The organism is Burkholderia cepacia GG4 (genome assembly GCF_000292915.1).
Taxonomy (GTDB): domain Bacteria; phylum Pseudomonadota; class Gammaproteobacteria; order Burkholderiales; family Burkholderiaceae; genus Burkholderia; species Burkholderia cepacia_D.
Genome location: NC_018514.1, coordinates 1123156 through 1143437, shown reverse-complemented (window position 1 = coordinate 1143437; position 20282 = coordinate 1123156). Strand labels below are relative to the sequence as shown.

At 69.6% G+C, this 20282-nt stretch carries 13 protein-coding genes; all 13 read left to right on the top strand.

All coding sequences use genetic code 11. The annotated features are described in order from the left end of the window. The first annotated feature begins 8 nt into the window (after window positions 1-8). The 13 genes from GEM_RS20875 to tssI all read left to right on the top strand — a co-directional run bounded on the left by GEM_RS20875 (window position 9) and on the right by tssI (window position 20271). On the top strand, window positions 9-1328 hold the full coding sequence (locus tag GEM_RS20875; RefSeq protein WP_014899373.1) for a DotU family type VI secretion system protein: 1320 nt from the start codon (window positions 9-11) through the stop codon (window positions 1326-1328). A 1-nt stretch (window position 1329) separates the two neighbouring features. Continuing rightward, the gene (gene tssM / locus GEM_RS20870) at window positions 1330-4959 is read left to right on the top strand and encodes a type VI secretion system membrane subunit TssM (protein WP_014899372.1); all 3630 of its coding nucleotides are present in this window, start codon (window positions 1330-1332) and stop codon (window positions 4957-4959) included. Further along, window positions 4941-5636, top strand: a complete 696-nt coding sequence (gene tagF, locus GEM_RS20865) for a type VI secretion system-associated protein TagF (protein WP_014899371.1) — start codon at window positions 4941-4943, stop codon at window positions 5634-5636. Before tssM ends, tagF begins: the two co-directional genes overlap by 19 nt. Window positions 5637-5702: 66 nt before the next feature. After that, a complete protein-coding gene (locus GEM_RS20860) occupies window positions 5703-8063 on the top strand; it encodes a serine/threonine-protein kinase (RefSeq protein WP_014899370.1) in 2361 nt (786 codons plus the stop codon). Continuing rightward, the gene (gene tssA / locus GEM_RS20855; RefSeq protein WP_014899369.1) at window positions 8050-9180 is read left to right on the top strand and encodes a type VI secretion system protein TssA; all 1131 of its coding nucleotides are present in this window, start codon (window positions 8050-8052) and stop codon (window positions 9178-9180) included. Before GEM_RS20860 ends, tssA begins: the two co-directional genes overlap by 14 nt. A gap of 60 nt (window positions 9181-9240) precedes the next feature. Then, the gene (gene tssB, locus GEM_RS20850) at window positions 9241-9780 is read left to right on the top strand and encodes a type VI secretion system contractile sheath small subunit (protein ID WP_014899368.1); all 540 of its coding nucleotides are present in this window, start codon (window positions 9241-9243) and stop codon (window positions 9778-9780) included. After that, window positions 9773-11281, top strand: coding sequence for a type VI secretion system contractile sheath large subunit (gene tssC / locus GEM_RS20845; protein ID WP_014899367.1), 1509 nt, complete (start codon window positions 9773-9775; stop codon window positions 11279-11281). The genes tssB and tssC overlap by 8 nt, the downstream gene beginning before the upstream one ends. Before the next feature lie 71 nt (window positions 11282-11352). Continuing rightward, entirely contained in the window at window positions 11353-11844 is a 492-nt protein-coding gene (locus GEM_RS20840) for an Hcp family type VI secretion system effector (RefSeq protein ID WP_014899366.1), read from the top strand. Window positions 11845-11860: 16 nt separating this feature from the next. Further along, the gene (gene tssE, locus GEM_RS20835) at window positions 11861-12409 is read left to right on the top strand and encodes a type VI secretion system baseplate subunit TssE (protein ID WP_014899365.1); all 549 of its coding nucleotides are present in this window, start codon (window positions 11861-11863) and stop codon (window positions 12407-12409) included. Between the two features lie 4 nt (window positions 12410-12413). After that, window positions 12414-14285, top strand: a complete 1872-nt coding sequence (tssF, locus tag GEM_RS20830; protein ID WP_014899364.1) for a type VI secretion system baseplate subunit TssF — start codon at window positions 12414-12416, stop codon at window positions 14283-14285. Continuing rightward, window positions 14282-15391 (top strand): type VI secretion system baseplate subunit TssG, encoded by a 1110-nt coding sequence (gene tssG, locus GEM_RS20825; RefSeq protein WP_014899363.1) that lies wholly within the window; start codon window positions 14282-14284, stop codon window positions 15389-15391. Before tssF ends, tssG begins: the two co-directional genes overlap by 4 nt. A 12-nt stretch (window positions 15392-15403) precedes the next feature. After that, entirely contained in the window at window positions 15404-18070 is a 2667-nt protein-coding gene (gene tssH, locus GEM_RS20820; RefSeq protein WP_014899362.1) for a type VI secretion system ATPase TssH, read from the top strand. After that, on the top strand, window positions 18067-20271 hold the full coding sequence (gene tssI, locus GEM_RS20815) for a type VI secretion system tip protein VgrG (RefSeq protein WP_014899361.1): 2205 nt from the start codon (window positions 18067-18069) through the stop codon (window positions 20269-20271). The genes tssH and tssI overlap by 4 nt, the downstream gene beginning before the upstream one ends. Window positions 20272-20282: the final 11 nt, after the last annotated feature.

Below are 20282 nucleotides of genomic sequence, written 5' to 3'. Positions count from 1 at the left end.
GCAGCGCGATGAATTCTTCCTCCGATTCGATTTCTGCCGGCGCCGGCGGATTCGTGCCGCCGAATCCGGGCGGCATGCATCCGGCGGCAGCGTCCGGTGCCGCCGGGCCGACAGCCACGCAGCCGCGGCCCGGTCGCTGGGCCGCGAGCGGCACGAACCCGCTCGTCGCGGCCGCGAACCCGCTGCTCAACCTCGTGCCGCAGATCCGCTCGACCGTCCATCATCCGAATCCGGCGTGGCTGCGCGAGCATCTCGTCGTCGAGATCCGCCAGTTCGAGGCACGCGCGCAGGAGGCCGGCGTGCCGTCGGAGGCGATCATCGGCGCGCGCTACGGCCTGTGCACGGCGCTCGACGAAGCGGCCGCGCTGACCCCGTGGGGCGGCAGCGTGTGGTCGTCGCACAGCCTGCTCGTGTCGTTCCACAACGAAACCTGGGGCGGCGAGAAGTTCTTCCACCTGCTCGAGCGCCTGTCGCAGCAACCGCGCCAGCATCTCGACCTGCTGGAGCTGCTGTATTTCTGTCTCGCGCTCGGGTTCGAGGGCCGTTATCGCGTGCTCGACAACGGCCACGCGCAACTCGATGCGCTGCGCCGCCAGCTCGCGCAGACAATCCGCTCGGTGCGTGGCGAATTCGATCCCGCGCTGTCGCCGCACTGGCGCGACGTCGTCTCGCGCGACGTCGCGCGCCGTTTCGTCGTGCCGCTGTGGGTCTGCGTGGCGCTCGCGCTGCTGATCGGCTTCGGCGTGTTCGTCGGGCTGCGCATCGCGCTCGCCGGGCATTCGGACCAGCTGTTCACATCGATCGACGCGCTGCACGTGCCGAAACTGCAGCCCGCGCAGGCGCCGCCGCGCCCGGCGCCGGTGCCGCGCATCGCGCAGTTCCTTGCGCCGCAAATCGCCGCCGGCCTGGTGTCGGTGCGCGACGACGCCGATCGCAGCGTGATCGTGCTGCGCGGCGACGGGCTGTTCAAGTCCGGCTCGACGTCGGTGATCGACCGTTACACGCCGGTGCTCGCGCGCGTCGCGGATGCACTGAACCAGGTGCCCGGCAACGTGCGCGTGACCGGCTATACCGACGATACGCCCGTGCATACGGCGCGTTTCGCGTCGAACTGGGACCTGTCGCGCGAACGGGCGGAGGCCGTGCGCAGCATGATCGCCGCGCGGCTCGGTCATCCGGAGCGGCTCGCGGCGGAAGGGCGCGGCACGCTCGACCCGGTCGCGCCGAACGACTCGCCCACGAACCGCGCGCTGAACCGGCGTGTCGAGATCACGCTGCTGCCGGCACCCGGCAACGCCGCAGCCGGCGCGACGCAGGGGGCCAACTGACATGAACCAGGCTGTCGCGCGTTTGGTCCGGCCGTTGCCGTCGCGGGAGATCTGGACCTTCGCCGGTCTCGTCCTGCTGGCGTGCTTCGTGTGGCTCGCCGGCCCGCTGTTCGCGTTCGCCGAGGTCCGGCCGCTCGAGAGCGGCTGGGCGCGCGGCGGGACGATCGCGGTCCTGTTCGTCGCGTGGGGCGCGCGCGTGGCATGGCGAAGCTGGCACGCGAGCCGCCTCAACGCGCAGTTGCTGAACCAGTTGCGCGCAGCCGCACCCGGGCCGGCCACCGCCGACGATCCGGCGAAGGCGCAGCTCGACGAACTGCGCAGCCGCTTCGACGAGGCCGCGACGCTGCTGAAGAAAGTCCGCTTCGGGCAAGCCGAGACCGCGCGCAGCGGCCTCGCGCACTGGTTCGACCGGATGTCGCGCCAGTATCTGTACCAGCTCCCGTGGTATGTGTTCATCGGTGCGCCGGGTTCGGGCAAGACGACCGCGCTCGTCAATTCCGGGCTCAGTTTTCCGCTCGCCGAGCAGTTCGGCCGCGCGGCGATTCGCGGCGTCGGCGGCACCCGGCACTGCGACTGGTGGTTCACGAACGACGCAGTGCTGATCGACACGGCCGGCCGCTATACGACCCACGAAGGTAACCGCGCGCTCGACGAAGCCGAGTGGAAGGGCTTCGTCGAATTGCTGAAGAAGTACCGGACGCGCCAGCCGCTGAACGGCGCGATGCTGACGATCAGCGTTGCCGATCTGGTCGGTGCGTCGGAAGCCGAGCGTACGCAGCATGCGATGGTGCTGCGCAAGCGGCTGCTCGAATTGCGCGCCCAGCTCGGCATCCGTTTTCCCGTCTACCTGCTCGTGACGAAGGCCGACCTGCTGGCCGGCTTCGCCGAGTATTTCGGCGCTTTCGGCCGCGCGGAATGCGCGCAGGTGTGGGGTTTCACGTTCCCGCTCGCGCAGTGCGAGGCGCCGGGCTTCGATCTGCGTGCCGCGTTCGACCGCGAATACCGGCTGCTGCACCAGCGGCTGAACGACGGGCTTCCCGAACTGCTCGCCGCGCAGACCGACGCGCGCCAGCGCGAGATGGCGTACCTGCTGCCGCAGCAGGTCGCCGACCTGCAGGACCTGCTCGGCCAGTTCGTCGCCGAAGTGTTTTCCGTGTCGAGCTTCGAGCCGATGCCGATGCTGCGCGGCGTGTACCTGACGAGCGGCACGCAGGAGGGCACCGCGTTCGACCGCGTGATGAGCGGCATCAAGCGCTTCCTGAAGATCGAGGGCGTGCCGCCGGTCGCGCAGGTCGGCTCGAGCGGGCGCAGCTTCTTCCTGAAGTCGCTGCTGCAGGAGCACATCTTCCGCGAGGCCGCGCTCGCCGGCAGCGACCTGCGCTGGCATCAGAAGCGGCGCGTGCTGCAGATCACCGGCTATGTGCTGCTCGCGGTCGTGAGCGTGGCCGTGCTGGCCGCATGGCTGCGCAGCTACTCGAACAATCGCGCGTATCTCGACCGGATCGCACAGCGCGTGCCCGCCGTCGATACGCAGATCGCCGGCGCGAAATTCTCGGATGCGGCCGACATCGCACGGCTGCTGCCGGTGCTCGACGCGCTCGGCGGGCTCGCGAATGCCGGCGGTGTCGACCGGTCGCATCCGCCGCTCGCGTACCGCTGGGGGCTGTTCCAGGGCGAGAAGATCGACGAGGCCGTCGACGCCGTGTACCGGCGCGCGCTCGACGACGTGCTGCTGCCGCTCGCCGCGCGCCGGATGGAGGCCGCGCTGCGCGACGCGCGGCCCGACGAAACCGAATACGCGTATGCGGCGCTGAAGGCCTACCTGATGCTGTACGACAGCGCGCACTACGATCCGGCGTTCGTGCAGGCCGTCGTCGATCTGGAAATGGAGCGCGCGTTGCCGCCCGATTTCTCGCCGGCCGAACGCTCGGCGCTGCGTGCGCATCTCGCCGCACTGTTCGGCAACCGGGTGGCGGTGTCGCCGTATCCGATGAACGAGCGGCTCGTGGCCGACGTGCGCGACCGGCTGCGCCAGGTGCCGTTCTCGCAGCGGCTGTATCGCCAGCTCACGCATACGCTGCGGCCGGCGACCTCGGCGTTCGACTTCGGCGTCGCGCGCGCGGTGGGCCCGGATGCGTCGCTGGTATTCCGCCGCCAGAGTGGCAAGCCGTTGTCGGAAGGCGTGCCGGGCCTCTACACGCGCAACGGCTATCGCAACGTGTTCTCGCCGCGCCTGGCCGGCGAGGTCGACGCGTACGGGCGCGAGGAGGTGTGGGTGCTGAACCTCGGGCTGTCCGAGATTCCCGGGCCGAACGACGCCGCCGCGTGGGCGCGCGACATCCGCCAGTTGTACCTGAACGACTACCTGAAGATCTGGGACGACTATCTCGCCGACCTCAAGCTGCAGCGCACGGCGACGCTCGCACAGAGCATCCAGGTTGCGCGTGCGCTGTCTTCGGCGGATTCGCCGCTCACCCGGTTGATGGTTGCGCTCGCGCGCGACACGGCGCTCGGCAATGCGCCGGGCGGCGCGCGCCATCTCGCGTCGCGCGCCCAGGACAAGGTCGACGAGGCGCGCAGTTCGTTGTCGCAGATCTTCGCGGGGCAGGGCGCGAGCGACGCGAATCCGTCCGCGGCGGTACCCGCGAGCCCCGAGCAGGTGGTCGACAGCCACTTCGCCGGGCTGCGCGCGTTCGCGCCGGGCAGCGGCGACCAGGCCCAGGCGTTCGACGCGGTGCTGAAGTCGATCGACGCGCTCTATACGTACCTGACGGCCACCGACGACGCGCTGCGCAGCGGCGCGCAAGCGCCGCCGTCCGATGCGCCCGCGCGGCTGCGCGCGCAGGCCGGGCGGCTGCCCACGCCGTTCCGCGAAGTGCTCGACGACCTGTCGAACGTCGCGAACGGCAGCGTCGCGACCGTCGAGCAACGCAGCGTCGCACAGCGGGCCGGCGCGAACGTCGGGGATTTCTGCCGGCAGGCGATCGCGGGCCGCTATCCGTTCGCGCGCGGCTCGGCGCGTGACGTCGCACCGGCGGATTTTGCGCAGATGTTCGCGCCGGGCGGGCTGATGGACGATTTCTTCCAGAAGAACCTGCAGTCGATCGTCGATACGACGTCGCACCCGTGGCGCTTCGCGAACCGCAATGCGGATGCCGATCCGGCGGCGGCCGCGATGCTCGCGTCGTTCGAGAAGGCCGCCGTGATCCGCGACGTCTATTTCGGCGGCGGTGCGCGCACGGCGCAGTTGAAGGTGCAGATCCAGACGCTCGAGATGGACCCGTCGATCCCGGAGATGGTGCTCGACGTCGACGGCCAGGTCGTCCGCTATGCGCACGGCCCGCTCGTGCAGAGCGCGGTGGACTGGCCGGGCCCGCGCGGCAGCAACCAGGTGCGGCTGCAGGTGGCGGGGCCGGCCGGCGCGACCGACGGCTTTACGACCGATGGGCCGTGGGCGCTGCACCGGCTGTTCGACCGCGCGGCGGTGTCGGCCGGGCGCGGCTCGGACCGGATGCTCGCGCGCTTCACGGTCGACGGCAAACCGCTCGTGCTGCAGGTGAATGCGGGCAGTGTCCGCAACCCGTTCAGGCTGCCCCAGATGGAGTCCTTTACATGCCCTCCGAAGCAATGAGTCGCATCCCGCTGCGCGCGCGCGCCGATGGCGACGCCCCGGCCTGGTACGGGAAGATTCCCGGCGCCGGCGACTTCGTGAACAGCCGGCTGCCGCATGCGCTCGTACTTTGGTGGGAACGCTGGCTCCAGCAGGGGATGGCCGCGATGCGCCAGCGCGGCGCGGACGAGATCGCGCGCCACTACACCGTCGCGCCGGTCTGGAATTTCCTGATCCCGGCGGGCGCCGGTGCGTCGTGCGTGCAGCCGGGCTGTCTCGCGCCGAGCTGCGACCGCGTCGGGCGTTATTACCCGGTGATCGCCACGCTGCCGATGCCGGCGGCCGATTACTGGAACGGGCTGCCGGACGCCGCGGACCCGTTCTACTGGCAGATCGGCCATGCGCTGCTCGATGCGATCCGGCATGCGCGCGCGCCGGTCGATCTCGAGCAGACGCTCGACCGCGTGCGGCTCGCGCCGGGCGCCGAGCCGCCGGCGGAGGTCGTCGACGGAAGGCCGGCGACGCTGCCGGAGCGGCCGGCGCTCGCGGCGTGGCCCGGGCTGTCCGGCTATTTCGATCCGCACGGCGGGACAAGCTTCTGGTGGACCAATCGTGCCGACGGATCGCCGCTGCGCACCCATGCGCATACGGGCACACCCGACAACGCGCTGTTCCTGACGCTGTTCGGCGGCGGCTAGTGGCTAGTGGCTAGCGGTCGGCGGCGGGCAACGCGGGCCACACGGAGGCGGTATCGCGAGGTAGACATGAAGGACCCTTTATCGAGAGACAACGAGCACGACACGGCGACCCGTGGCGACCCGCCCGAATTCACGGTGCGGCCGCTGCCGCTCGGTCATCGCCTGGGCGAGCTGCAGCTCGACGAGGTGCTGGGGATCGGCGGTTTCGGCATCGTCTATCGCGCGTTCGACCGCACGTTGCGGCGCGCGGTCGCGATCAAGGAATACATGCCGTCGATGCTCGCGACGCGCGGCGGCGACTACACGGTGTCGCTGCGCTCCGAGCGGTTCGCGCAGGCGTTCGACGCGGGACGCGGCGCGTTCCTCAACGAGGCGCGCCTGCTCGCGCAATTCGATCATCCGGGGCTCGTCAAGGTGCTGCATTTCTGGGAGAGCCACGGCACCGCGTACATGGTGATGCCGTTCTACGAAGGGCGCACGCTCAAGCAACTGCTCGACGGCGGTACGCGGATGAGCGAGACGCAATTGCGCAACATCGTCGGCGCGCTGCTCGGCGCGCTCGATACGCTGCATCGCGCGCAGTGCTTCCATCGCGACGTCGCGCTCGACAACGTGCTGATCCGCCCGAACGGCAGCGCGATCCTGCTCGACTTCGGCGCGGCGCGCAAACGGATCGGCGATCTCGTCGACGACGGCGCGATGATGATCAAGCCCGGCTACGCACCGATCGAGCAGTACACCGACGACCCCGCGTTCAGCCAGGGGCCGTGGACGGATCTCTATGCGCTCGGCGCGGTGATGCACGCGTTGATCACGGGCGAATTGCCGCCGGCGGCCGTCGTGCGCAGCATCCAGGACACGTACCGGCCGCTTGCGTCGCGCGAGTGGCCGGCCGGTGAGGTGTACAGCCCGGCGTTCCTGGCGGCAATCGATCACGCGCTGCAGTTGCGGATCCCGGATCGGCCGGAGTCGGTCGCGGCGTTCGCGGCGGAACTCGGGTTGCGGGAGGTCGAGCGGACGGGGGGCGGGTATGGCTCGGTCGTCGCGGCGCCGGCGACCGAGGCGGGGGGCGGTGGGGAAGGGAAGGCGGATGCTGGTGCTTCTGCTGCGGCGTCGGTCGGTGCAGGCGGGACGGCGTCCGGCGAGGCAACACCGGATGTGCGGTCGTCGGAGCCTGAACGGCCGGAAAGCCGGTCGAGCCCACCGGATACGCTGTCCGCCTCATCCGCGGTGTCTGGCGACGGGCCCGAAGTCAGCGCGTCTACGGCGTCGAAGGCGGCGGTGGGAGGTGCCGCGATCGCGGGCGCTGGAGCGGCGGCGTCATCCGGGGCGTCTGCGTCGCACGCGTCGCCGCCATCCGCGAAAACCGGCCGGTCCGATGGACTCGAAGGTGATGTGGATCGCGCCAAGGACGCGTCGCAGGATGAGCCGTCAGCGTCGAAGACCGAAGCGGATGACGATGCCACCATCCGATCGGCAAGCGCTGGGGCCGACATCGGACAGCGGGGCGCGACGGGTATCGGGAACCTGACCGGAACGGCAGGGCCGATTGCTGGTGCTGGTGCTGGTGCTGGTGCTGGTGGTACCTCCACGTCGACGTCCTCGCCGGGCGCATCACCTTCGGCCCGCACCCCGCGCCGCCCGTCGTTGATCACGGCGGGCAACCGGCGCACGCAGACCTACGTGGGTGGCGCACTGGCTGCGTTGATCGTTATCGGCATTGCCACGACCTATCTGTCGCGACCCGCGCGAGTCGCCGGCGAATCGGAAACCGGCGCAAGCCAGCCGCAGGCCGGCATGGCGTCCTCGGCCAGCGCACCGGAGGCTACGCTCGCGCAGCATGGCCCGACGCCGATCGTCGTGCCGCCGTCGAGCCTGCCGGCCGGATCGTCCGCGCAGGTGCCGCCGCCATCGCTGGCCGCCGCGCCAGCCAGCGCGCCCGCCGTCGAGGCCACCGTCACCGCGCCGCAGGTCGCGACGACCGCCACGGACGTTGCAGGCGCCACGTCGTCGCAAGCCGGCTCGAGCTCGGCCATCGCGCCGGCCGGCAGCCTCGACGCGTCGGAGCGCGTCGTCAACGTGCCGCCGTCAGAGGCCGCTGCATCGCCGTCGACCACACACACGCCCGTACCGGCACCGCCGTCGCCGTCCGACGCCGACATGGCCGTCGCCGCGGTCAACGCGCCGGCTGCCGAGCAGCGCCCGCCGAAGCAGGAAACCGTCCAGGTGCGCTTCAACGTGCGCCCGTGGGGCGATGTGTACGTGAACGGCGCACGGCGCGGCGCGAGCCCGCCGCTGCGCTCGGTGTCGCTGACACCGGGCGTCTATCAGATCGAGATCCGCAACGGCTCGCTGCCGCCGTTGCACCGCACCGTGGCGATCGACTTCGGCAGCAAACCGGTCAGCATCGACTATGCATTCGAATGACGTCAGCCAGGCGGCGCTGGCCGCCGCCGCGTTGTCCTCGCCGTCACCCGGCCTGCCGGTGGCGTCGCCGCGCGCCGACCTGATCGGCCGGCTGCTCGCGGACGTCGCGCCCGGCACGCCGTGCGGCGCGAACCTCGAATACGACGCCGACTTCCTGCAGCTTCAGGAGCGGGCGACGCCGCGCGCCGAGCAGCAGTACGGCGACACCGTGATCCCGGCCGAAACACCCGACTGGCGCGCGGTCGAGCGCCTCGCGCTCGCGCTGACCGAGCGTACGAAGGACCTGCGCGTCGTCGCGTATCTCGCGCGCAGCTGGACCGAACAGCACGGCATTCCCGGCTACGCGGACGCGCTCGCGGTCGTCGCGGGCCTGCTCGAGCGCGGCTGGGACGACCTTCATCCTCGCCTCGACGCCGACGGCGAGCCGGACCCGACACGGCGGATGAACGCGCTCGCCGATGTCGCCGGTGCGCACGAGTGTGCGCGTGCGGCACGGCGCCAGCCGCTGTTCGATGGCGGCCCGAGCGTGCGCGATGCCGAACGCGCGCTCGACGGCCGCGACGAAGCGGGTGGCCCGGCAGCAGGCAGCCGCGACGGCCTGGTCGCGGCACTGTCGAGTGCGCGTGACGACGGCCGCGTGCCGATCGAGGCGGTGCGCGCCGCGCTGCACGCGCTGGACGCGATCCGTGCGCACGTGACGGACCGGCTCGGCAGCGAATGGGCGCCCGATGCGAGCGACACGGAGAAAGCGTTGCAACGCATCGTGTGCGAAGTGCCGGTTCCGGAGCCCGCACCGGCGGCGCAGCCGGCCCCACCGGACGGTTCGATTCCGGCAACGCCGGCTGCGTCCGGCGCCGCGCAAGCCGTCCCTGCGCCGGCCGTTGTGCCGAACGGGCACGCATGGCGCGATGCTGAGGTCACGAGCCGCGACGACGTGCGGCTCGGCCTCGACAAGATGTGCCGGTATTTCGAACTACACGAGCCGAGTCATCCGGCGCCGCTGCTGTTGCGGCGCGCGCAGCGGCTGCTCGCGCTCGACTTCTACGAAATCATCCGGGATCTCGCCCCGGAGAGCCTGGCGAAGCTGGACCTGCTGAGCGGCGAGCGAAGCGAATGAGGCGGGCCGCCGCGCGGCGGCGACGTGCAGCGCAATCTGATCGATGTGAAGGAGTGGACGATGACGGACAGAACCAAGGCGGCGGGCAGCGGACAGAAGTTCATCGCGCGCAATCGGGCGCCGCGCGTGCAGATCGAGTACGACGTCGAGACCTACGGCGCCGAGCGCAAGGTGCAGCTGCCGTTCGTGATGGGCGTCATCGCGGACCTAGCGGGCAAGCGCGCCGAGCCGCTGCCGGATTTGCCCGAGCGCAAGTTCCTCGAGATCGACGTCGACAACTTCGACGAGCGGATGAAATCGGTCGCGCCGCGCGTCGCATTCCAGGTGCCGAACACGCTGACGGGCGAAGGGATGCTCAGCGTCGACGTGACGTTCGAGCAGATCGACGATTTCTCGCCGGCGGCGATCGCGCGCAACGTCGACGCGCTGCGCCGGCTGCTGGACGCGCGCACTGAGCTGTCGAACCTGCTGTCCTACATGGACGGCAAGCATGGCGCCGAACAGCTGATCGAGCGCGCGATCAACGATCCCGACCTGCTGAAGATGCTGGTGCGCGAACCGCGCGCCGATGCGACCGAACCGGAGGCCCGCGATGAATGACCCCGCCCAGTCCCGCGCCGACGCACGCGACGCCGCGCTGCCGGCCGCCGCGCACGGCGAGTTCGCCGCGCTGCTGCAGAAGGAGTTCAAGCCGAAGACCGCCGAGGCGCGCGAGTCGGTCGAGCGCGCGGTGCGCACGCTCGCGCAGCAGGCGCTCGAACATACGGTCGGCATGACGACCGACGCATACGGCAGCGTGAAGCAGATCATCGCGGAGATCGACCGCAAGCTGTCCGAGCAGATCAACCAGATCCTGCATCACGACGACTTCCAGACGCTCGAAGGCGCATGGCGCGGCCTGCATTACCTTGTCACGCACACCGAGACCGACGAGCTGCTGAAGATCAAGGCGTTGCCGGCGTCGCGCCACGAGGTCGCGCGGATGCTCAAGCGCTACAAGGGCGTCGCGTGGGATCAGAGCCCGCTGTTCCGCAAGATCTACGAGGAGGAGTACGGGCAGTTCGGCGGCGAGCCGTTCGGCTGCCTCGTCGGCGACTTCTACTTCAATCACAGCCCGCCGGACGTCGAGATGCTCGGCGAGCTGTCGAAGATCGCGGCGGCTGCGCACGCGCCGTTCATTGCGGGCGCGTCGCCGGAGCTGATGCAGATGGATTCGTGGCAGGAGCTGTCGAATCCGCGCGACCTCACGAAGATCTTCCAGAACACCGAATACGCGGCGTGGCGCAGCCTGCGGCAGTCGGAGGATTCGCGCTACGTCGGCCTCGCGATGCCGCGTTTTCTCGCGCGGCTGCCGTACGGCGCGCGCACCAATCCGGTCGACGAATTCGACTTCGAGGAAGACACCGACGCCGCGAATCACGACCGCTACACGTGGGCGAATTCCGCTTACGCGATGGCCGCCAACATCAACCGCTCGTTCAAGCAGTACGGCTGGTGCTCGTCGATCCGCGGCGTCGAGTCGGGCGGAGCGGTCGAAGGGCTGCCGAGTCACACGTTCCCGACCGACGACGGCGGCGTCGACCAGAAATGCCCGACCGAGATCGCGATCAGCGACCGCCGCGAGGCCGAGCTCGCGAAAAACGGCTTCATGCCGTTCGTGCACCGGAAGAACTCGGACTTCGCGGCGTTCATCGGTGCGCAGTCGCTGTACCAGCCGGCCGAGTATCACGACCCCGACGCGACCGCGAACGCGCGGCTGTCCGGCCGCCTGCCTTACCTGTTCGCGTGCTGTCGGTTCGCGCACTACCTGAAATGCATCGTGCGCGACAAGATCGGCTCGTTCCGCGAGCGCGACGACATGGAGCGCTGGCTGAACGACTGGATCATGAACTACGTCGACGGTGACCCCGTGAACTCGTCGCAGGAAACCAAGGCGCGCAAGCCGCTGGCGGCTGCCCAGGTGGTGGTCGACGAGGTCGAGGACAACCCCGGCTACTACACGTCGAAATTCTTCCTGAGGCCGCACTACCAGCTCGAAGGGCTCACCGTATCGCTGCGGCTCATCTCGCGGCTGCCGTCCGCGAAGGCGGCGAACGAGTGAGCGGCAAGCGCCATTCGATACGGCACTCAACCCGGCATTCAACCTGATTTCGCACTGAAACGGAGACGGCAATGGGCGTGGCAATGTTTATGAAGGTGGACGGCGTGACCGGCGAATCGGCGGACGCGCAGCACAAGGGCTGGACCGACATCGAATCGTTCACGTGGGGCGCGAGCCAGCCGGGCGCGATGGCGAGCGGCAGCGGCGGCAACGCGGGCAAGGCGAGCTTCAACGATCTCGTCGTGGCCGCGTACATGGACAAGGGGGCGCCCGCGATCGTCAAGAACTGCGCGAGCGGCAAGCACTTGCCGAAGGTCGAGATCTCCGCGTGCAAGACCGGCGGCTCGCAGGTCGAGTTCATGCGGGTCACGCTGCAGGAAGTGCTCGTCACGTCCGCGCAGGTCGCGGGCATCGATCCCGGCGACGCGGCCGACCGGCTGATGATGCACTACGGCTTCCAGGCCGCGAAGGTGAAGAAGCAATACTGGCAGCAGAACGACAACGGCGGCAAGGGCGCCGAGGTGTCGGTCGGCTGGAACATCAAGGAAAACACCGAGATGTGACGGCGGACCGATGACGATGGACGACCCGGACACCCGCGATGGCCGGCATGGCGGCATGCGCGACCGGCTGCAGCCCGCGCTGCTCGACCGGCTGACCGACGACGCGCCGCGGCGCACGACCGACCTGCCCGGCGCGCAATGGATCGGCGCCGAGCGCCTGCGTGCAGCCGTGCTGCGCGATCTCGCGTGGCTGCTCAACACGCGCAACGCCGAGGACGGCTTCGTCGACTGGGCGGCGTTCGCGCATGCGCAGGCGTCGGTGCTCAACTACGGGATGCGGCCGCTCGTCGGCAAGCCGATGTCGGGCGTCGAACGAATGTCGGTCGAGGCGTCGATTCGCGACGCGATCGTTCGCTTCGAGCCGCGCATCGCGCCCGACAGCGTCGAGGTGCGCAGCATCGCCGATGCGCCGGGCGGTCGCGCCGGCGAACGGCGTCACAACGTGCTGCTGTTCGAGATCCGCGGCACGCTGTGGTCGATCCCGCATCCGGTCGAATTCGTGCTGCGCTCCGATCTCGACCTGGAGACGGGCGCGATGTCGCTGCAGTCGAGGGCGGGGAGCTGACACGATGGATACGCGCCTGCTCGACTACTACAACCGCGAACTCGCGTATCTGCGCGAGCTCGGCGGCGAATTCGCGCAGCAGTTCCCGAAGGTCGCCGCGCGGCTGCGGCTGCACGAATCGGGGCCACCCGATCCGTACGTCGAACGGCTGCTCGAAGGCTTCAGCTTCCTCACCGCGCGCGTGCAGCTGAAGATGGATGCCGAGTTTCCGCGCTTCACGCAGGCGCTGCTCGATGCCGTGTATCCGGGCTATCTCGCGCCGTTGCCGTCGATGGCGATCGTGCGGTTCGCGCCGATGCTGAACGAGGGCAGCCTCGCACAGGGCTGGCGGCTGCCGGCTGGCACCGCGTTGCGCGCGCGGCCGGCCGCGTCCGAGCAGACCGCGTGCGAATTCCGCACCGCGCACGACCTGACGCTGTGGCCGCTCGAACTGACCGAGGCGACCGTCACCGGTGCGCCGTCGTGGCTGCCGCGCGGGGTCGTGCCGGCGCGCCAGGACGTGCGCGGGGCGCTGCGCATCCGGCTGAAGGCACGCGGCGGTGCCAAACTCTCGCAACTGCCGCTCGAGCGCCTGACCTTTCATCTCGCGGGCCCCGAGCGCGACGCGCTGCACCTGCTCGAACTGATCGCCGCGCATGCGCTCGGCGTCGTGTGCCACGATCCGGGGCAGGCGCCGCGCTGGCTGCACACGCTCGACGCCGACGCAATCGTCCACGAGGGTTTCGATCCGGCGCAGGCGATCCTGCCCGATGAGGGGCGCAGCTTCCACGGCTACCGGCTACTGCGCGAGTATTTCGCGTTTCCGGCACGCTTCCTGTTCTTCAGCATCAGCGGGCTGCGCGCCGCGCTCACGCGCGCCACCGGCGACGAGTGCGAGCTGACCGTGCTGTTCGACCGCGCCGACGCGGCGCTCGAAGCGGCCGTCGATGCGCGGCATCTGGCACTGAACTGCACGCCGGCCGTGAACCTGTTCGCCCGCCGCGGCGACCGCATTCCGTTGCAGCCGGGCGCGCGCGAGCATCATGTCGTCGTCGACCGCAGCCGGCCGCTCGACCATGAGGTCTATGCCGTGCAGCGGCTCGCGAGCGTGCAGCGCGACGACGGCCAGTCGCGCGAATTCCGGCCGTTTCACGCATCGTTCGCGCGCGACGACGGCAACTATGGTGCGTACTACACGGTGCGGCGCGAGCCCCGGCTGGTGTCCGCACAGGCACGCGCGAACGGCACGCGCACTGGCTACGTCGGCAGCGAAACCTACGTGTCGCTGGTCGACAGCCAGTGCGCGCCGTACGACGAGACGATGCGCTACCTGTCCGTCGACACGCTGTGTACCAACCGCGATCTCGTGCTGCTGCAGCCGCCGGGCGACGCGAACACATTCACGCTGCGCATCTCGGCGCCCGTCGAGCGCATCGTCGCGATTCGTGGCCCGTCGCGGCCGCGTCCGCCGATCGCCGATACGCAGTCGGCCTGGCGGCTGATCCGCCATCTCGGGCTGGCCCGCCAGACGATGACCGATCTCGACGACGACGAAGGCGCGCATGCGCTGCGCGAACTGCTCGGCCTGCATGCCGATCCGGCCGATGCTGCGATGCGCCGGCAGATCGACGGCGTGCGGCGCGTCGCATTCTCGCCCGTGTTCCGGCGGCTGCCGGCGCTCGGGCCGCTGATGTTCGGACGCGGCGTGCAGGTCGACGTGACCGTGGACGACCATGCGTTCTCCGGCGACAGCCCGTTCCTGCTCGGCGCGGTGCTCGAACAGTTCTTCGCGCGTCACGTCTCGATCAACGCGTTCGCCGAATGCGTGCTGACCAGCACGCAGCGCGGCACGCTCGCGCACTGGCCGGCGCGTATCGGCAGGCGGCCCGCGATATGACGCACGGTACGCCGTCCGGCGCTCAGCCGGCTACCGAAACCGCACGCCGCGATGCGTGGTGGGCGCGGCTGCGTGCCGCACCGCACGGCTACGACCTGTTTCAGGCTTTGCGCTGGCTCGACGCGCTGTCACCGGGCCGCGCACCGCTCGGCCATGCCGCGCGTCCGCGCGACGAACCCGTGCGGCTCGGGCAGCAGCCGTCGCTCGCGTTCGCGGCGTCGATGCTGGCCCGTGTATCCGACGATGACGGTGGCGCTGCGCGGCCGCGCATCGCGATCCACGGTTTCGGGTTGTTCGGGCCGAACGGGCCGCTGCCGACTCACTTGACCGAATACGCACACGAGCGCGCGGCGCAGCACGACGACCCGACCTTCGCCGCGTTCGCGGACCTGTTCCACCACCGGCTGATCCTGCTGTTCTACCGTGCATGGGCCGACGCACAGCCGACCGTGAGCCTCGATCGCCCGGAACGCGCGCGGTTCGACGGCTATGTCGCGAGCCTGATCGGTCGGGCGGCACACGGCGACAAGCCCGCCGCGCAAGCCGGCGCCGACACGCTCGCGCCGCATGCGCGCTATTTCCACGCGGGCCATCTCGTGCGGCATACGCGCAACCCGGAAGGGCTCGTGCAGATCCTGCGCCGGCATTTCGGTGTCGAGGCCCGCATCGTCGAGCACGTGCCGCAGTGGGTCGCGATCGAACGGTCGCAGCGCTGCACGATCCGCGCGACGCGGCCGACCTTGCGCGTCGGCGCCGTCGCGCTCGGCGTCGCGGTGCGCGATGCGCAGTCGCACTTCCGGATCGTGCTCGGCCCGCTATCGCTCGACGCGTACCGCCGCTTCCTGCCGGGCGGTCCGCATGCCCGGCAGCTTGCGCAATGGGTGCGCGAATACGTCGGCATCGAGTTCGACTGGGACGTACGGCTTGAACTGGCGGCCGACGCGGTGCCGGCGATCGCGCTTGGCGCGCCGCAGGGCCTCGGCCGCACCGCGTGGCTCGGGCAGCGGCTCGAAGCGGGGCCCGCACGCGATCTCGTCGTCCGTTACGACGCGCGCCGTGGCGGTCCGCCGGGTAGCGGCGCCGCCCTTCATCGCAAAACCGCCTAAACGGGAACCGTCATGTCCGATATCGGCCGCGTCAACCTGTTCGGAAAACTGAATCCGCTCCTCTACGAGACACTCGAGCAGGCGACCGGATTCTGCCGGCTGCGCGGTAATCCGTACGTCGAACTCGCGCACTGGTTCAAGCAGATCCTGCAGCGGCCCGATGGCGACCTGCAGCGCGTGCTGCACCGTTTCGGGATCGACGAGGCCGCCATCGAGCGCGGGCTCGTCGCCGCGCTCGACCGGCTGCCGCGCGGCGCGGGATCGGTGTCGGACCTGTCCGCGCACATCGATGACGCGGTCGAGCGCGCGTGGGTCTATGCCACCTTGAAATACGACGCGACACGGATTCGCGGCGCGGTCCTGCTGCTCGCGATCCTGAAGACGCCGCAACTGCGCAACGTGCTGTATGCGATCGCGCGCGAGTTCGAGCACATCGTGCCCGACGTGCTGGCCGACGAACTCGAAGCGATCGTCGACGGGTCAGCCGAGGCGCAACCGGCCGCGAACGCTGATGCGGGCGCCGGCTCAGGCGACGCCGCGATGCGCGGTGCGGCGGCCGTGAAAGGCTCGGCTCTGGCGCGCTTTGCCGTCGACCTGACCGCCCGCGCGCGGGCTGGCGAAATCGATCCCGTCGTCGGGCGCGACGCCGAGATTCGCCAGATCCTCGACATCCTGCTGCGGCGCCGGCAGAACAACCCGCTGCTGGTCGGTGAGGCCGGCGTCGGCAAGACAGCCGTCGCGGAAGGCTTCGCGTTGCGGATCGCCGCCGGCGACGTGCCGCCGTCGCTGCGCGACGTCGCGCTGTACCTGCTCGACATCGGGCTGCTGCAGGCCGGCGCGAGCGTGAAGGGCGAGTTCGAGAGCCGGCTGCGCGGCGTGATCGACGAAGCGATGTCGTCCGAGCGGCCGGCGATCCTGTTCGTCGACGAAGTGCATACGCTCGTCGGCGCGGGCGGGGCGGCCGGCACCGGCGACGCCGCGAACCTGCTGAAACCCGCGCTCGCGCGCGGCCTGCTGCGCACGATCGGCGCGACCACCTGGTCTGAGTACAAGCAGTACATCGAAAAGGACCCCGCGCTGACCCGGCGCTTCCAGCTCGTGCACGTGCTCGAGCCCGACGAGGCCGCCGCGGTGACGATGCTGCGCGGCCTGGCCGCGAAGCTCGAGGCCCACCACCGCGTGCTGGTGCTCGACGACGCGCTGCATGCCGCGGTGACGCTGTCGCACCGGTATATCCCCGCGAGGCAGCTGCCGGACAAGGCGATCAGCCTGCTCGACACCGCCTGCTCGCGCGTCGCCGTCAGCCAGCACGCGGTGCCTGCGCCGATCGAGGACGCGCGCCGACGCATCGACGGCCTGCGGGTCGAGCGCGAACGGATCGGGCGCGAGTGTGCGCTCGGCAGCGGCGACAGCACGCGGCGCGACGCGATCGATGCCGAGGTTGCCGCCACGCAGGCGGAACTCGACCGGCTCGACACGCGCTGGCAGACCGAGCGCGACGCGTTGACCTCGATCGTCGAATCGCGCGCCGCGCTGCTCGACGACGAACCGACGCACGAACGCTCCGCCGGCGCGCGCGCCGACCTGCAGGCGCGCCTGGCCGCCGCGCATCAGGCACTGGCCGACCTGCAGGGCGACGCACCGCTCGTGCTGCCCGCCGTCGACACGCATGCGGTCGCGGCCGTCGTCGCCGACTGGACCGGCATCCCGCTCGGCCGGATGGTGCGCGACGAAACGCAGGCCGTGCTGAAGCTCGCAGAGACGCTCGGCGAACGCGTCGTCGGCCAGCGACATGCGGTCGAGCTAGTCGCCGAACGCATCCAGACCGCGCGCGCGAAGCTCGACGACCCGACCAAGCCGCACGGCGTGTTCCTGCTGTGCGGGCCGTCCGGCGTCGGCAAGACCGAGACCGCGCTGGCGCTGGCCGACACGCTGTACGGCGGCGAGCGCAACGCGATCACGATCAACATGAGCGAGTTCCAGGAGGCGCACACGGTATCGACGCTGAAGGGTGCGCCGCCCGGCTATGTCGGCTACGGACAGGGCGGGGTGCTCACCGAGGCCGTGCGGCGTCGGCCGTACAGCGTCGTGCTGCTCGACGAGATCGAGAAGGCGCACCGCGACGTGCACGAGATTTTCTTACAGGTGTTCGACAAGGGCTGGATGGAAGATGGCGAAGGGCGCGACATCGACTTCCGGCATACCGTGATCCTGCTGACCTCGAACGTCGGCGCCGATTGCGTGATGCAGCTGTGCCGCGACCCCGAGCGTCTGCCTGACGTGCAGACGCTCGCCGATGCGCTGCGCGCGCCGCTGCTCGAGGTGTTCCCGGCCGCGCTGCTCGGCCGGCTGACTGTCGTGCCGTACTACCCGCTGACCGATGCGACGCTCGCGCGCATCGTCGAACTGCAGTTGCGGCGCTTCGAGAAACGGATCGACCTGCATCACGGTATCCGGCTGCGCTGCACCGACGCGGCGACCGCGCTGATCGTCGAGCGCTGCCGGACGATCGAATCCGGCGGCCGCATGGTCGACGCAATCCTCACGCATACCGTGATGCCGCGGATCGGCCGCGCGATCCTCGAGGCCACGCTCGAAGGTCGCGCACTGGCGGCAATCGAGGTGAGTGCGGCCGGCGGCGAATTCGCTTACCGGTTCGACGAGGAGAGCACGACGTGAATCGCGTATTCACACTCGACAGCCCGCACGGCGACGACTTGACGTTCCACACGCTCGACGGCTGCGAGGCACTCGGCCAGTTGTTCGAATTCCGGATCGAGGCGCTCGCCGACAGTCACAGCCTGTCGCTGAAGGACCTGCTCGGCAAGCCCGTGACGGTCCGCATCGAACAGCAGGACCTGTCGACGCGCTACCTGAACGGGATCGTCGCGCGGGCGTCGCTCGCCGGCCGGCGAGCGGAGCGGCACTACGGTTACGAGCTGGTGGTGCGGCCGTGGCTGTGGCTCGCGACGCGCCGCTCCGACTGCCGGATCTTCCAGAACCGCACCGTGCCCGACATCGTGCAGGAAGTGCTGGCGCCTTACGGTTTCCCCATCGAGAACAAGCTGACCGAAGCGTATGTGCCGCGCGAATACTGCGTGCAGTACAACGAGACCGACACTGCATTCGTGACGCGGCTGATGGAGTTCGAGGGCATCTATTTCCATTTCAGGCACGCGGCGGACCATCACACGCTCGTGCTGAGCGACGCGATGTCGTCGCACGTCGCGTTGCCCGGTTACGAAACGATCCCGTACATCGCACCGGATCGAACCGCGATCGCCGATGAGGAACACATCGACGGCTGGCTGCCCGCGCAGGAGGTTAGCGTCGGCAAGCATCAGACCACCGACTACGACTATACGAAGCCGCGCGCCGATCTTTCATCGCAGAAGGTCGATCCGCGCGGCCACGACCACGACAGCTTCGCGTCGTTCGAATGGCCGGGCGGGTATCGCGACGATACGCCCGGTGCGCACTACAGCCGCGTGCGGCTCGAGGAGCAGCAGGCCGAGCACGAGCGTGCGAGCGCCGATACCGACGTGCGCGGCGTCGCGCCCGGTTATGTGTTCACGCTCGAGCATTGCCCGCGCGCCGATCAGAATCGCGAGTACCTGATCGTGCGGTGTCGGTACCGTTTTCAGGAGAACGCGTATGCGAGCGACCAGGGCGCGGAGGCAGTCGTGCATCGGACCATAATGCTCGTGCAGCCGTCGAGCCTGCCTTTCCGGTCGCCCCGCGACACGCCGCGGCCGCGGACCAGCGGTCCGCAGACGGCCACCGTCGTCGGGCCGCCCGGCGAGGAGATCTGGACCGATCAGTACGGGCGCGTGAAGCTGCAGTTTCGCTGGGACCGGTATGGGCAGAGCAATCAGGATTCGTCGTGCTGGGTGCGCGTGTCGAGCCCGTGGGCCGGCGGCGGCTTCGGGGGCGTGCAGATTCCGCGGGTCGGCGATGAGGTCGTGGTCGATTTCCTGAACGGCGATCCGGATGAGCCGATCGTCACCGGGCGCGTATTCAACGGCGAAAAGATGCCGCCGTGGGGGTTGCCGGGCAGCGCGACGCAAAGCGGGCTGCTGTCCCGGTCGTCGCCGGGCGGGACGACCGACCATGCGAACGCGTTCCGGTTCGAGGACAAGAAGGGCGCCGAGCAGCTGTGGATGCATGCGGAGCGGAATTTCGATGCGGAGACCGAACTCGATCATTCGCTTTCCGTCGGTAACAACCATACGCATACGGTCGGCAACGACGAGACGATGCAGGTGAACCACAACCGGCAACGGAGTGTGGGGCAGAACGAGACGGTGAATATCGGCCAGCATCGCGTGGCGCAGGTCGGCGGGAACGAGACCCATGCGGTGGCGGGAAATCGCACGCGTTCGGTCGGACAGAACGAAACCGTGACGATCTCCGCCAATCGCGACGCGACCATCGGCGGTACGCACAGCGAGACGGTCGCGAAAGGCAAGACCGAAACCATCGGCGAAGGCAAGACGCTGAACGTCGGACAGATGTATCAGACGACGTCGCAGGACATGACGACGTTGGTTGCGTCGTCGCACACCGAGGAAATCGGTGCGAGGACGTCGACGATTGCGAAAGCGCATACGCTCACGGTCGGTGGAGAACACACCGTCAACGTTGGCGCGAACCACACGACGAACGTGCAGCATCAGGTGCTCGTCGCGGCCGGCGACCAACTGATGCTCATGTGCGGTGCATCGAGCATCCTGATGAAGCGCGACGGCACGATCGCGATCCAGGGCATCAACGTGACGTCGACCGGTACGGAAAGCCATAGCGTGAACGGCAAGACGGTGACATCGTCGGCGACGGGCGAGCACACCGTCGAAGGCACGATCCTGAAACTGAATCCATGACGGAGGGCCGC

Bases quoted from the DNA above. Each gene is read 5' to 3' on its own strand.
- GEM_RS20875 (WP_014899373.1), top strand. From the start codon at position 9: ATGAATTCTTCCTCCGATTCGATTTCTGCCGGCGCCGGCGGATTCGTG.
- tssM (WP_014899372.1), top strand. From the start codon at position 1,330: ATGAACCAGGCTGTCGCGCGTTTGGTCCGGCCGTTGCCGTCGCGGGAG.
- tagF (WP_014899371.1), top strand. From the start codon at position 4,941: ATGCCCTCCGAAGCAATGAGTCGCATCCCGCTGCGCGCGCGCGCCGAT.
- GEM_RS20860 (WP_014899370.1), top strand. From the start codon at position 5,703: ATGAAGGACCCTTTATCGAGAGACAACGAGCACGACACGGCGACCCGT.
- tssA (WP_014899369.1), top strand. From the start codon at position 8,050: ATGCATTCGAATGACGTCAGCCAGGCGGCGCTGGCCGCCGCCGCGTTG.
- tssB (WP_014899368.1), top strand. From the start codon at position 9,241: ATGACGGACAGAACCAAGGCGGCGGGCAGCGGACAGAAGTTCATCGCG.
- tssC (WP_014899367.1), top strand. From the start codon at position 9,773: ATGAATGACCCCGCCCAGTCCCGCGCCGACGCACGCGACGCCGCGCTG.
- GEM_RS20840 (WP_014899366.1), top strand. From the start codon at position 11,353: ATGGGCGTGGCAATGTTTATGAAGGTGGACGGCGTGACCGGCGAATCG.
- tssE (WP_014899365.1), top strand. From the start codon at position 11,861: ATGGACGACCCGGACACCCGCGATGGCCGGCATGGCGGCATGCGCGAC.
- tssF (WP_014899364.1), top strand. From the start codon at position 12,414: ATGGATACGCGCCTGCTCGACTACTACAACCGCGAACTCGCGTATCTG.
- tssG (WP_014899363.1), top strand. From the start codon at position 14,282: ATGACGCACGGTACGCCGTCCGGCGCTCAGCCGGCTACCGAAACCGCA.
- tssH (WP_014899362.1), top strand. From the start codon at position 15,404: ATGTCCGATATCGGCCGCGTCAACCTGTTCGGAAAACTGAATCCGCTC.